Source organism: Martelella sp., from assembly GCF_984369615.1.
Map to the genome: position 1 here is coordinate 1 of NZ_CFHTCS010000006.1, position 14,757 is coordinate 14,757.

Genomic DNA, 14,757 nt, shown 5'->3' on the forward strand with positions numbered 1-14,757 from the left:
CGACTGCGGTGCTGAAGGACAAGAGCGCCGTCACGACGACCGGGGACGGTTCGCTCGGCCTCCACGTGCAATCGATCGGCGGCGGCGGCGGCCAGGGCGGCGATTCGACGGCGGCGGCGGGAACGGCGACGCTGCAGAGCGCCTTCGGCAAGCTGACCGGCGGAGAAGCGGAGCTTCAGAAGAAGCTTGAAGGGGATTCCGTCACCGCGACGCTCACCTTCTCGCTCGGCGGCGATGGCGGTGCGGCCGGAAGCGGCGGCAAGGCCTATGCGCATAATTACGGGACCATCACCACCAGCGGCGATTTCGCCGACGGCATGCTGGTGCAATCGATCGGCGGCGGCGGCGGCCAGGGCGGAACCGGCGAGACCGACGGCATCGATTATTTCGGCAGTTCCACATTCAATCTTACGCTGTCCATCGGCGGCGAGGCCGGCGGCGGCAGCGACGGCGGGTCGGCCTATGGCGGTGTCGCCGGCGGCGGCGCGGTCAGGACCTACGGCGCGAATTCGACCGGCTTGTTCGTCCACTCCGTCGGCGGCGGCGGCGGCAAGGGCGGCGGCGGAACCGGCAATGTCGATGCTGACAACAAGCTCGAAGTCGGCATCGGCGCCACCGGCGGCGAGGGTGGCGATGGCGGCAGCGTCTATGCCTGGAACAACGGCACGATCCTGACCAAGGGCGATTCCTCGGCCGGCCTGATTGCCCAGTCGATCGGCGGCGGCGGCGGGCAGGGGGGCTCCGGCACCAGCTCCATCGGCCACGCCTTCGAATTCGAGAAGGAAACCAAGGTCAAGTTCTCCGACTGGGTCAAGGCCCATCCCTCCTTCGATGTCGGCGTGACGCTATCGGCCAATACCGGGGCTTCCGGCGGCGATGGCGGTTACGGCGGCAATGTCTATGTGGGCGTCGACAAGAAGGGCTCGTCGCAGTCAAAGGGCACGACCAAGACCTATGGCTCGTTTTCCCATGGGGTTCTGGCGCAGTCGATCGGCGGCGGCGGCGGCGCGGTCTCGACGTCGTCCAGCGCCAACAGCGTCACGGTGTCCGGACCGGAAGCCGACCTCGATATCTCGACGATCTCCTTCGGCGCAACCGGCGGCGCGGCCGGCGACGGCGGCCATGTCACGGTCTATGCCGCGAATATCTACACTGAGGGCTTTGCCGCCAACGGCGTGATTGCCCAGTCGCTTGGCGGCGGCGGCGGACATGCGATCCAGACCGGCTATGCCATGGACAAGGTCTCGATCAAGTTCGGGGCGCAAGGCCAGTCCGATGGCACGCGCAATGGCGGCAATGTGCTCGTTGATACGATCGCGGGCACAAAGATCACCACCTCCGGCGACAACGCCAACGGCATCCTCGGCCAGTCGATCGGCGGCGGCGGCGGTTTCGCCGGCGTTGCGCTCGGCACCTACAACGCGGTGAATGACGAGAGCATTTCCGGCGTCATCAGCTCCACCTTCGGCGGCGGCAGCGATAACGGTCACGCCGATGGGCAGAACGTCACCGTCAACCACTCCGGCTCGATCAATACATCAGGCAAACGCTCCGTGGGCATTGCCGGCCAGTCAATCGCCGGCGGCGGCGGTTTCCTGACGGCGGCGGCCAGCAATTTCGATCAGTCCGGCTTCGTGCAGAAGCAGGCGCCCGCCAGCGCCCACAACGTCGATATCAACGTCAAGGAAAACGCCTCCATCGTCACCTCCGGCGATGGGGCCTTCGGCATCCTCGCCCAGACGGTCTCCGGCGGCGGCGGCGTTTCGGCGGACCTTGCCCAAAAGCTGAACGCTTTCTACCGCTATTACGGGGAGACGGTGACAGGCAACCAATATTACTATTCCAACAATTCCGGCATCGCGGAACAGACCGGCTATGTCTCGGTGATCGTCGACGGCAGCGTCAGCACTACCGGCAAATACGCGCATGGCGTCTTTGCCCAGGCTATCGGCGGCTCGGGCGGCATCTTCCTGCAGAATGGCAAGACCTATGCCGGCACGCTCGCCAATTTCAACGACCAGCAGGATCCAGACGTTGCCGCAAATGCGCAGAACGGCAATCTCGAAGTTACGATCAACGGCAGCGTCAAGGTTTCGGACCCGACCGCCTGGGGCGTTTGGGGACAGGCAACCGGTGTGTCGATGACGCTGACGGTCGGCAGCGACGGCGTCCTCACCGGCTCGACGGCTGCGGCCAGCAATGGGGACTATAGCGGCGGTGCCGTCTATGCCTCCGGAGCCGACCGAACCTTGCTCATGCAATATAATCACGGCACCGTGACCGGCAATGTCGTTCGACACAGGTTCGCAAGCTCCGCATCGGCAGCCGATGGCGTGGTGCGGACGACGGCGCGCGCCGGTTCCAGCCTGTTCGTCAACCAGGGCACGGGCACGTTCGTGACCGGTCATATCGCCGATGCCGGCAGCATTCTGAACGCCGGCAACATCAGTCCGGGCGGTCAATGGAACACGGTCCGGACGCGGGTGACCGGAGACCTTGTCGGCGTCGGCACCAAAGATGCGGGCAGCGCCTATGACGTCGCCGATCTCGGCCTTTCGACCACCTTCTCGCCCTTCAGCTATTTCGACCGCAGCAACCGGATCGACTGGCGCACCGAAAATTCGAGCAAGGGCGGCCTCCTGACCGGGCTTGACGTCGATATGGAGAACGGCACGGCCGACACGCTTCTGGTGGAAGGCGATTTCGCCGGCACCTGGGGCGTTGACGTCAATGCCAACGCTCTGCTGCCAAACACGCGCACAGAGTTCCTGAAGGCGGAGGGCATGGATACGGCCGAACTCACGGCGCTTTCCTCCCTGGTCTTCGATTTTACCGATGTGACGGAATCGGCCGAGGGCTGGCACGGGTTTTCCGTCGCCGATGCGCATTTTGCCGACAACGGCGTATCGCTCGGCAGGAATGCGGGCGGCGTCTCGCGGGCGATGCAGCAGGCCTGGGACCGGATCGCGGACGGCAGCGCCACGGAGGTGAAATTCGCCGAGGACGAAATCTCGCTCGGCGCGGCCTTCGGCGCGTTCCATCAGGCCGATCCCGACACATTTGACGACATGCTGCTGGAATTGGCCTCGCAGACGGCGGCGGCGCCTTTGGCCGATTCGCCGTCGGCGGCGATCGCGGCCGCCAACAGCGTGCTCTCCTGCCCGGCCTTTGCGACAACGGGCGTGATGATGGACGAGGGGTCGTGCGTGTGGAGCCGCGCGCTTGGCGGCGAGACCACGCAAGGGGCGAACGGCGATTCCTCAGGCTATACCCAGTCGGTCGGCGGCTTGCAGTTCGGCGGGCAGGCAGCGCTTGCCGATGGCTGGTTCCTCGGCTCGGGCCTGACCTACGAGAACAGCTGGTTCCGCAATGACAGCGGCTCTGAAAAGATGGAGCAGCAATCCTTCACCGGCGCGGTGGCGCTGAAGAAGGAGGCCGGCCCCTGGCTCTTCGGCTTCGTTGGCGGTGCGGGTTACAACTGGGGCGATTCCAAACGCTACATCAATCTCGACACGCTGACGGCGACGGCGCATGGCGAACCGGATTCGGCGATGGTCTTCGCCCGCGCCCGCGCCTCCTACGAATTCGCCTTCGGCGACGAGTATTACATGCGACCCAAGATCGATCTCGACGTCATCAACATGCATCAGTTCGGCTATACCGAAACCGGGGCCGGGGCGATGAACCTGATGGTCGACGGCAATTCGGATACGGCTTTCGGCGTCACCCCGGGGATCGAGTTCGGCGCGCGGATCCCGTTCCTCGAGGACTGGCCGGCGCGGCTCTACGGCGATCTCGGCGTTTCGTTCCTGACGGCCGATAGCTGGGAAACGACATCGCGCTTTGCCGGTCTCTCGTCGATGGACAGTTTCTCCACCTTCACCCCGATCGCCGACACGGTTGGCCATGTCACGCTCGGGCTGGACCTTGCCAAGCGGCAGGGCATGGAGCTGAAATTCCAGTATGACGGCGCGTTTGCCGATGACTACCAGTCGCATACCGGCTCGATCAGGTTCGGCTACCGGTTCTGACCGGCTTCCGCCGCGGCGGAGCTTGCCATAATTTCAGGCATCGCTAACCTCGGGTTAAGCGGGGGAATCGCGGCGGAGGCAGGGCATGGCGGAAAATCGGGCGTTCATCTTTCTGGCCATGGCCTTCGCCATGCTGTGGCTGCCGCTCGGCCAGCACGGTTTTCTGCTGACCGGCTGGATGAAGCTCGGCACCTTCATGGCGCCGTTCCTGCTCTTCTTCGCTTTTGCCTTTTCCGACAGGCCCTTGCGGTTCTCCGACGATGACATCGGTCTCTATGCGCTGATCCTGTGGATCGCCTATATCATTCACCAGTTCGAGGAACACTGGGTCGATCTCTTCGGCCAGGTCTACGCCTTCAAACCCTATGTCAACATGGTGCTGCTCGACCTGATACGGGCCCCGGCCGGCACGCCGCCGCCGCTTACCGATGCCGGGGTTTTCGTCATCAACACATCGCTGGTCTGGCTTGTGGCCGCGCTTGCGATCCTGAGCGCGCGGCATCACCTGTTTCCGGCGCTGTGCATGGTGTCGATCGTCCTGATAAACGCCGTCAGCCATGTCGGTATGGCGATCCTGAAGGGCGGCTACAATCCGGGCCTGTTGACGGCGATCGTCCTGTTCTTCCCGCTTTCGCTCGCAGTCTATCACCGGCTTCTGAAGGCCGGCATCGCCAGCCGACGGGAGGTCGTTGCCAGCGTCGGCTGGGGCGTGATCGCCCATATCATCATGTTTGCCGGTCTTCTGGCGACCGGCTATTTCCAACTCATTCCGGAAATCGTCTATTTTGCTCTTCTCGTGATCTGGTCGGTCGTGCCCTGTCTTGTCCTGCGCAACGGTCCGCACGGAGCGGCTATGAAACCGGTGGGGGGCTGAGATCTTGGCGCAGAAATCAACGGAAAAGGCAAACGGGAGCGTTGACGGATGCTTTTCGTCGCGCGCCTGTTTGCCCATCGTCCTCGCGCTCCTGATCGTTCTTGTCGCGGGCTTTTCGGCGTTGGCCAGCGCTGCGCCCGCCTCATGGACCGGCGCCTGGGATTCGCGCTGGTTCGATGGCGGCGCGCGGGTCTACATGCAGCAGGACGGCACGCATGTCACCGGGCGCTACCCTGCCTATAACGGCAGGCTCGAAGGCGAGGCCGAGGGCAGGCGGCTTGTCGGGACATGGGCCACGCCGAAGGGCAGCGGCTCGTTCGAGTTCATCCTCTCGGAGGACGGCAGCAGTTTTGTCGGGCGGCTCGGCAACAAGCAGTGGTGGACGGGCGCGCGGATCAGCACTGATCATGACCAGGCCCTTCGCGCCTTTCAGTCCTCGCCCTCCGAGACGCTGCGCACCTTCCTGATCGCCGCCGAGGCGGTGGAGAGTGGACGGCTGGAATATCAGGACGACCTCCTCTCCATGCTGATCTTTCCGGAGGGCGGGCGCGAGAACCACGCCCGCGAACTGGCGCCGCTCGTGCTTCTCCTAGACCAGTTCACCGTCGATCCGGACATTTTCGAGACGAAGGCGCCCGAGGCCGATGAGCCCGAGCTCGTGCTGACGCGCTTTGACGGCAGGACGCTGCCGCTGCAGTTCCGCCGCGTCGGGGCGGACTGGTTCATGGTGGCGCCGCCGGCCGACTCTGTCAAAGCTCTGTTCTCCGACATCGCGGCGAACGCACAAAGCGGCGGCTACAAGGGCGGCGGCCGTTTCGAAGGCTCGACGCCGCGCGCCGCCATGGAGAGCTTCGTTGACGCCATGCGCGCCGGCCCGGCCATGCAGGACACCGCGATTGCAGCGCTCGATCTTTCCGAGATGCCGACGGTGGTGCGCGACCGCCAGTCGGTGCTTGTCGCTGAATATCTGAACGAGGTGATCGCCCGGATCGGCGAGGTCGTGTTCCAGGAAATTCCCAATGATCCCGGTTCGCTGGAGCCTTTTGTCTATTTTACCCACCCGGCCGGCGATATCGTGCTGGCCCCGACCGAGACGGATGACGGTGTGGAATGGAAGTTCACGCCCGAAACCGTGCGGTCCGTGCGCGGGCTTTATGCGGCGACGGAAAACCTGCCGCCATCCGTCCGGGTTCTGCCCTATGACGCCCATTCGAAGGCGCCGTATTTCAGGATCCGCGCGATTGTCGCCGGGGCGGCGCCCGCGGCGCTGCAGCCGGTCGGCCCGCTGGAGGCCTGGCAATGGGCCGGTCTTGTCGCCATTTTCATCGTCGCCGTTGTCGCCGCCCTTGTTGTCGGACTTCTCATTTCGGTTGCCGCGCGGCTTGGCCATCCGACGGAGAAGGCGGCGAGCAGCCGTGCCTTTGCGATCTGGGGATTTCGCCTTCTCGCCTTCGGCGTCATCAACTATCTCGGCTTCGCCATTCTTGGCCTGCCCTCCGAATTCGGCAGCGCGATCAAGTCGATGGCGGTCCTGATGATGATCGCGGGCGCGATCCCGGTCGAGTTCTGGATTGTCGACCGGCTGTATAATGCCGTCGATCGCACCGGCCTGATCAATTCGCGCGGGGCGATCCTTGCATCGCTTCTGGTGGGCCTGGTCAAGGTTCTCCTGGTCTGCGCCAATATCCTGCTCTTTGCCGATGCGCTGTCCATTCCCTACGGCGCGGCCGTCGCGGGCCTCGGCATTTCCGGCATTGTGATCGCCTTTGCCGCGCGTTCGACGCTGGAGAACGTGATCTCGGCCTTTATCCTGTTCGTCGACCGGCCCGTCGACGTCAACGATCTCGGCCGTTTCGACGGTCGGATCGGAACGATCGAGCATATAGGGCTCAGGGCAACCGTCATCCGCACGCTGGATCGCACGCTGCTGACCATTCCGAATTCCGATTTCATCTCCGACAGCATCGAGAACTTCACCCGTCGCGACAGTGTGCTGATGCGCCGGCGCTTTGCCCTTAGGCCGGAGACCGGCCGGGACCAGTTGCGCTATCTCTTGACCGAAATCCGGCGCATGCTGATCGCGCATCCCAAGGTCCTGCCGGATCCGGCGCGCGTGCGCCTTCTCGGGATCAGCGAGAACCGAATCGAATACGAAATCTTCGCCTATATCCGCACCGTCGATTATTCTGACTTTCTCGCCATCCAGGAAGACGTGATTCTGCGGATGATGGATATCGTCGAAAAGTCCGGGAGCGAATTCGCATCTCCGGCCCGCACCCTCTATCTCGCGCGTGATCGCGGCATCGACGCCGACAAGGGCGAGGCTGCCGAACAGGCGGTGGCAGGCTGGCGCGACGAGGGAAAGCTTCCGTTCCCGAACCTCGCGGCGAGCGAGGTTTCCGCTCTCAGGGACACGCTCGACTTCCCGCCCGAAGGGGCCCCGCCCGAGGATGAGCAGTACAACCCCTCCGGCCCCGCGGAAAAGGGACGGGAAAGGCGTTTCGGGCTGTTCCGTTTTCGCAGGCAGTGAAAAGGGGCGGGCGCAAGATCCGCGTCCTCGCCTACGGGGTCCTGTCAATGCCGTAAGCGCCTTTCTTCTGTAATCGTTCAAGAAGTGATTGCGCTGTCATGAATTCTGCAAGGTCTGAAGCAGCTTTGCCCGGATATTTTTCTTCAGAAATATATTCCTGAAATCATATGCCTGTTGCGAATACCTGCCTTTCCAGGAACCTTTTTCCACTGGCGGCCGTTCAACTGTCACGCGGCCGAGAGGAGCCGCAGCAAAGGCCTATGATACTTGGGGCCTATGATACTTGGGGCCTATGATACTTGGGAATGGGAGCCGTCGTTTCAGGGTGCGCCTGAATACCGCGCGGTCCGCAAGGAGGAAAACATGTTTGCATTCAGTCATAAATCGAAACTGCTGGCCGGTGTCGTGTTTGCGGGCGCAATTGCCCTTTCGGGCGCCGGACCGGCAAGCGCGCTCGATGTCAGCATCGGCGGCGAGAACGGCATCAATGCCAGCGTCGACGTCGGTCAGAACGCGGACGGCGGCGTCGGCGCCGATGTCGGCGCAAGCGTCGGCGGCGACAATGGCGTCAACGCCGATGCCGGCGCCGATGTCGGGGGCGGTCAGGCCGTCGATGCGGGCGTCGATGCCAGCGTCGGCGGCGACAGTGGCGTCAATGCGAGCGCAGATGCCGATGTCGGCGGCGGCTCCGGGATTGGCGCGGACGTGGATGCCAGCGTCGGCGGCTCGTCCGGCGTCAACGCTTCGGCTGACGCCAATGTCGGCGGCGGATCGGGCATCGGCGCGGATGTCGATGTCGGCATCGGCGGTTCGGATGACGGCGGCGCGCCCGGCGGCCCGATAGGCGGCGGCGATGGCGGCGACAACGGCGGCGGCGGCGGAGGCAATGGCGGCGGTACAGGCGGCAGCGGCACGGCCGGCGGCGGCGAAATGCCGTCCGGCCGGGACGACCAGCGCCTGGTGACGGCCTTCGACCAGCTCTCGGGCGACGAACAGCAGGTGGTGCGCCGCCAGTGCGGCAGCGTGATGCGCACGCCTGACAACTACGATCAGGGTCTCCAGCGTCTGTGCAATCTGGTGCATGAATTCCGCTGACAATCGGATCTTGAAATGGGAACCATCGGGAAGGGCGCGGGCGACGCGCCCTTTTTCATGTCAGCATTTCGCAGTCAGGTGGAAACATCGGCCATCCGCGAAAATGCGCCAAAACACATGTCTGGATCGGCTCCGCGCTTCCATCCAAGGCGGAACCGGTCTTGCCGGCGAACGCCGCAAATTGGCGATGCGGCATACTCACGTCTTGCCACGGGGCGGCGGCGCATTTAAGAAAAATGCTCAGGCGGCGTGACGGTTTCCCGTGGCTCCCGATGGCTGGCGAAAATGCACTGTGAGGTTGATGGCGATGATGAATTTCGAAACGGCGCGTGAAAAGATGGTGGAGTGCCAGATCCGCACCACCGATGTCACGGCGCATCCGGTGATCTCCGCGTTTCTCTCGGTCCCGCGCGAGGCATTCCTTCCTGCCGGGCTGAAGCCGCTTGCCTATATCGACGAGGATATCCAGGTAAAGCCGGCCACAGCCGAAAGTCCCGCCCGCTACATGATGGAGCCGTCGCCGCTCGCAAAGCTGATTCAGCTGGTCGAAGTGTCCAAAAAGGATGTGGTTCTCGTCGTCGGCACGGGTGAGGGGTACGCCGCCGCGGTGCTCTCCCTGCTTGCCCAGTCGGTCGTCGGCATCGACAGTGACGAGGACCTGGTTCAGTCGGCGAGCGACAATTTTCTGGAGCTCGGCTATGACAATGCCGCCGCTGTCGTCGGCGACCTGACGGCGGGCTACCCTTCGGAAGCGCCCTATGACGTGATCTTCGTCAACGGCGCGGTTGAATACATTCCGGACGCGCTGCTCGAACAGCTGCGCGACGGCGGGCGACTGGTCTGCGTCGAAGGCGCCGGCAATGCCGCGCGCGCCAAGATCTATCGCCGCGATGGCGACGTCTTTTCCGAGTTCCTGTCCTTCAATGCCGCGGTGAAGCCGCTGCCGGGCTTCACGCGCGAAAAGGCCTTTGAGTTCTGAGTCAGCGTCATCAAGGCAGCTCATTTCCCAAAAAAACTGTGTACAGCCCTGAAAACACGATGTTTTCAGGGCGGGGCCTGTTGGAACGGGATTATCCTCGGGTATGATTCGGGTCGACGGAAAACTCGCATAAGCGCGCAGAAAGGTTTGTCATGGCGCAGCCGAAGTTGCAGCAAGAGCCGACGATGGAAGAGATTCTGGCGTCCATTCGGCGGATCATCGATAGCGGCGAGGATGCCGGCCGTTCGCCCGGTTACCGATCCCCGCAGACGCGCGAAAGCGCGCAGAACCGCAGCGACGAGACGCGCCAGCAGCCTTCAGGCCATCGCGAAGATGACTGGTATCAGCGCGAAGACGAGCGCGCGAGCGAGCCGGTGATCGTTTCGCGTCATCACGCCGGCGACGGGCCGGCCGCTGCCTCCGAGGAGCCGGCTCAGCCCGAGCCGGTGCGGCAGGAGCCGCCGATGGCCGAACAGCAGGTCTATCGCGTGGAGGAACAGGCTCAGCCCGCGCCGGAAGAGCCGTCCTATCGGCAGGAACCTTCCCATGAAGGGGCTTCCGACGACCGGCAGTCGTCCTTCCAGGCGGTCTATCCGGGCACGATGGGCGAGGTCGCCCGCCAGGTGCGCGAGGCGTCCGGCCAGTTCGAGCCGGGCGACGAGCAGGACGCATCGGAAGCCGCGGGCGACGACGCACCGCTGCTGTCCGCGGAATCGGAGATGCGGATCTCCGAGGCGTTGCGCGAACTTTCCTTCGCGCTCGAACGCGAGGGCGCGCGCAGCATCGAGGAAATCGTTGCCGAAGAGCTCCGTCCGCTCCTGAGCAACTGGCTCGAAACCCACATGCCCTCGATCGTCGAGAATGTGGTCGCGCGCGAACTCGAGCGCATGCGTCGGCGCTGATTGCGCCGCGCCGCTCGCCTGTTTTTTAAGGCCTTCGGGCCGTAGGGCCGTCCCTTTTCGGGGCGGCTTTGTTGTTGACAGGCTTCGCGCCAAACGCTTAACAACATCTGGCTCTCGACCGGCTTTCTGCTGGCAAAACCGGGGGTCGTCAAAAACCGGAGAGGACGGTCGGCCGCGCGCGCCGGCCATCCTTTCAAAACAGGAATTGGCACGGAAATGCTTGACAAGACCTATGACGCGAACAGCGTCGAACCGAAGATCGCGGATCGCTGGCAGGAGGCCGACGCCTTCCGCGCGGGCGCCAACGCCAGGCCGGGGGCGGAGTCTTTCAGCATTGTGATTCCGCCGCCGAACGTCACCGGCTCGCTGCATATGGGTCACGCGCTCAACAACACGCTGCAGGACATTCTGGTGCGCTTCGAGCGCATGCGCGGCAAGGATACACTCTGGCAGCCCGGCATGGACCATGCGGGCATCGCCACGCAGATGGTCGTAGAACGCCAGTTGATGGAAAGACAGCTTCCCGGCCGGCGCGAAATGGGCCGCGAGGCCTTCATCGACAAGGTCTGGGAGTGGAAGGATGAATCCGGCGGGCAGATCCTCAACCAGCTGAAGCGCCTCGGCGCCTCCTGCGACTGGTCGCGCGAACGCTTCACCATGGATGAGGGGCTTTCCGAGGCGGTTCTCGAAGTCTTCGTCACGCTCTACAAGCAGGGCCTGATCTACCGCGGCAAGCGTCTCGTCAACTGGGATCCGCAGTTCGAGACCGCCATCTCCGATCTCGAGGTCGAGAACCGCGAGACCGACGGCCATATGTGGCATTTCAAATATCCGCTGGCCGATGGCGAGACCTACACCTATGTCGAGAAGGACGAGGACGGGAACGTCATCCTCGAAGAGGAACGCGACTATATCTCGATCGCCACCACGCGCCCGGAAACGATGCTCGGCGACGGCGCGGTCGCGGTTCATCCGTCAGACGAGCGCTATGCGCCAATTGTCGGAAAATTTTGTGAAATCCCGGTCGGACCGAACGAACATCGCCGTCTGATCCCGATCATCACCGATGAATATCCGGACCCGGATTTCGGCTCCGGCGCGGTCAAGATCACCGGCGCGCATGATTTCAACGACTACCAGGTCGCCCGCCGCAACCACATTCCGCTCTATCGCCTGATGGACGAGAAGGCGGCGATGCGCGCGGACGGCGAGCCCTACGCGACCTGTGCCGGCCAGGCCATGAAGATCGCGAAATCCGGCGAACTGCCGGGCGAGGCTGACGTCGACGACATCAATCTCGTGCCCGATGAATATCGCGGCCTCGACCGCTACGCCGCGCGCAAGCGCATCGTCGATGCGATCAATGCCGAGGGTCTTGCCGTGACCGTGAAGGACGAGGAGGGCAATGATATCCCCTTCGTCGAGAGCAAGAAGATCATGCAGCCCCATGGCGACCGTTCTGGCGTCGTCATCGAGCCGATGCTGACCGACCAATGGTTCGCCGATGCCAGGACGCTGGCCGAGCCGGCCATCGCTTCCGTTCGCGAGGGCCGCACGAAGTTCGTGCCGAAGAACTGGGAAAAGACCTATTTCGAGTGGATGGAGAATATCGAGCCCTGGTGCATTTCGCGCCAGCTGTGGTGGGGACACCAGATCCCGGCCTGGTACGGCCCGGATGGTTCCGTCTTCGTCGAGAAGACCGAGGAAGAAGCGCTCGAGGCGGCCATCCAGCACTATATTTCCCACGAAGGTCCGTGGAAGGCCTGGGTCGAGGAGCAGCTTGAGAATTACGAGCCCGGCAACATCCTGACCCGGGACGAGGACGTTCTCGACACCTGGTTCTCCTCCGGTCTCTGGCCCTTCTCCACGCTCGGCTGGCCGGAAAAGACGGAGGAACTGGCGCGCTACTATCCGACCAGCGTTCTCGTCACCGGTTTCGACATCATCTTCTTCTGGGTCGCGCGCATGATGATGGATGCGCTGCATTTCATGAAGGATGAGCACGGCAATCCGATCGAGCCGTTCCACACCGTTTATGTGCACGCCCTGGTGCGCGACAAGAACGGGCAGAAGATGTCGAAGTCGAAGGGCAATGTCATCAACCCGCTCGACCTGATCGACGAATATGGCGCCGATGCGCTGCGCTTCACGCTGGCGATCATGGCCGCCCAGGGGCGCGACGTGAAGCTCGATACGAGCCGCATCGCCGGCTACCGCAATTTCGGCACCAAGCTGTGGAATGCCACGCGCTTTGCCGAGATGAACGGCATGAAGCTTGACTCATCCTTCCGCCCGGAAAAGGCGACGCAGACGATCAACCGCTGGATCCTGACCGAGCTTTCGAAGACGGCCGAGGATGTGACGCGGGCGATCGAAACCTACCGCTTCAACGAGGCGGCGGGCGCGCTTTATCACTTCGTCTGGCACGAACTCTGCGACTGGTATCTGGAACTGCTGAAGCCCGTTTTCATGGGCGAGGACGAGGCCGCCAAGACCGAGGCCCAGGCCTGCGTCGCCTATGTGCTGGCCGAAACCTACAAGCTCCTGCATCCGTTCATGCCGTTCATGACGGAAGAGCTCTGGGCCCATATCGGCGGCGAGGGACTGCTCTGCCACGCCGACTGGCATGTGCCGCTCTATCGCGACGACACGGCTGCCGACGAGATCAACTGGCTGGTCGATCTCGTTTCCGGCATCCGTTCCGCCCGCGCCGAAATGAACGTGCCGCCGGCGGCCAAGGCGCCGCTCATTTTCGTCGGCGCGAATTCTGTGACCCGCGAACGCAGCGCCCGGCACTATCCCGCAATCGAGCGTCTGGCACGGGTCGATTCGCTCGACTTCGAAAAGACGACGCCCAAGGGCGCGGCCCAGGTGATTATCGGCGAAGCAACGGCCTGCATTCCGCTCGGCAACCTGATCGACGTCGCCGCCGAGACCGCGCGTCTGGAAAAGGCGATCGGCAAGGTCGACAAGGATATCGAACGCTCGGCGAAGAAACTCGACAACGAGAAATTCGTCGCCAATGCCGATCCGGAAGTGGTCGAAACCGAACGCGAGCGTTTTGCCGAACTGAAGACGCAACGCGAACAGCTTGCCGTGGCGCTGACGCGGGTGAGCGAGGCCGGGTGATCCGCATGCGTCCGTGGCGAGGGACTTGCCCTGGCTGCTGACAGTTTCTGTCACCCGGCGGTGATATCCTCCCGTGCGTTGCCACATACGGGAGGCCAAGCATGAACATTATTCTCGGAGGAACAGGGCAGGTCGGATCGGCGGTCGCCCGCGCGCTCTTGCGGCGCGGCGAACCCGTTACCGTGGTTGTCCGTCATCCTTACAAGGCTGAGGACCTTCGTCGCTCGGGCGCTGAGATCGCGGTCGCGGATATCGGCGATGCGGCCGGACTGCGCGCGGTGTTCCGGGCCGGAAGCCGGGCTTTCCTGCTGGTTCCGAACGGCGATCCGGCCGGCGATGCGGACAGGCATCAGCGGCTTTATGTCGACGCGATCATCGAAGCCCTTGCAGGCTCTGGGCTGGAAAAGGTCGTGGCAGCCTCAACCTATGGCGCGCGGCCGGGCGGGCCATGCGGCGACCTGACGGTGCTTTACGGTTTCGAGGAGAAACTGAGGGCCATGCCGGTGCAGGCCGTGATCAATCGCGCGGCCTATTACATGAGCAATTGGAGCGGCATGGCCGGTTCCGTGCTTGCCGAAGGCGTTCTGCCGAGCTTTTTCCCCGAAGGTTTTTCATTACCGATGGTCGCGCCGGAGGATGTCGGCGAAGCGGCCGCGCGCCGGCTTGTAGACGAGGCCGGGGACACCGACATGGGTTATGTCGAGGGGCCGCGCGCCTATACGCCGCGGGATGTTGCAGATGCCTTTTCCGATGTTACCGGGAGGCCTGTTGTCGTTAACGTCATTCCGCGGGAAAGCTGGGAAGAGGTTTTCGTGCAATCCGGTTTCTCGCAGGCGACGGCGCAATCCTATGCCTGCATGACGTCCGCCGTTCTTGACGGCTCGATGGAAACGCCCCGCAATCCCGCGCGCGGCACGACCGAATTGCGAGACTATATTCGCCGCGCCCTTGGTTCGGCGCCGGATAATTCCGGCCGGAACGGCGCCAGTTGAAGTGATAGGCAGAGTTGTTTTCGCATCCGCCCGGAGGTGCCGGAGAGGCCACTGGTCCCGGACCCTCATCAGGCGGGGCGAATGACGTCCATTTTTCTATGTGCGTGTCGGCGACCGTACCGTGTTCGCCAAGCAGATCGTGCTCCTTTCAGGCCTCATTCCGGACTGCCGTTCGAAGAGTGGTCTGGGGATAAAAGGCGGGGCCGCTGGCGGTCCCGCCTTTGT

The 14,757-nt window shown here is 63.5% G+C and carries 8 protein-coding genes; all 8 read left to right on the plus strand.

Annotation, left to right across the window (positions count from 1 at the left end; all coding sequences use genetic code 11):
* Window positions 1-4,031: autotransporter outer membrane beta-barrel domain-containing protein (locus tag AC5DC2_RS01205; RefSeq protein ID WP_491697201.1), on the plus strand; the 4,031-nt coding region annotated here is incomplete at its 5' end.
* Window positions 4,032-4,116: 85 nt separating this feature from the next.
* Window positions 4,117-4,905 (plus strand): HXXEE domain-containing protein, encoded by a 789-nt coding sequence (locus AC5DC2_RS01210; RefSeq protein ID WP_491697202.1) that lies wholly within the window; start codon window positions 4,117-4,119, stop codon window positions 4,903-4,905.
* Window positions 4,906-4,909: 4 nt separating this feature from the next.
* Complete coding sequence (locus AC5DC2_RS01215) at window positions 4,910-7,435, plus strand: mechanosensitive ion channel family protein (RefSeq protein WP_491697203.1); 2,526 nt, start codon at window positions 4,910-4,912, stop codon at window positions 7,433-7,435.
* 363 nt (window positions 7,436-7,798) lie between these two features.
* Window positions 7,799-8,530 (plus strand): hypothetical protein, encoded by a 732-nt coding sequence (locus tag AC5DC2_RS01220; RefSeq protein ID WP_491697204.1) that lies wholly within the window; start codon window positions 7,799-7,801, stop codon window positions 8,528-8,530.
* Window positions 8,531-8,840: 310 nt separating this feature from the next.
* On the plus strand, window positions 8,841-9,509 hold the full coding sequence (locus AC5DC2_RS01225) for a protein-L-isoaspartate O-methyltransferase family protein (protein WP_491697224.1): 669 nt from the start codon (window positions 8,841-8,843) through the stop codon (window positions 9,507-9,509).
* Window positions 9,510-9,661: 152 nt separating this feature from the next.
* Window positions 9,662-10,411 carry a PopZ family protein gene (locus tag AC5DC2_RS01230; RefSeq protein WP_024707973.1) on the plus strand — a complete coding sequence of 250 codons (750 nt, stop codon included), beginning with the start codon at window positions 9,662-9,664 and terminating at the stop codon, window positions 10,409-10,411.
* A gap of 216 nt (window positions 10,412-10,627) precedes the next feature.
* Complete coding sequence (locus AC5DC2_RS01235) at window positions 10,628-13,540, plus strand: valine--tRNA ligase (RefSeq protein ID WP_491697205.1); 2,913 nt, start codon at window positions 10,628-10,630, stop codon at window positions 13,538-13,540.
* 101 nt (window positions 13,541-13,641) lie between these two features.
* Window positions 13,642-14,532, plus strand: coding sequence for an NmrA family NAD(P)-binding protein (locus AC5DC2_RS01240; RefSeq protein ID WP_491697206.1), 891 nt, complete (start codon window positions 13,642-13,644; stop codon window positions 14,530-14,532).
* Window positions 14,533-14,757: the final 225 nt, after the last annotated feature.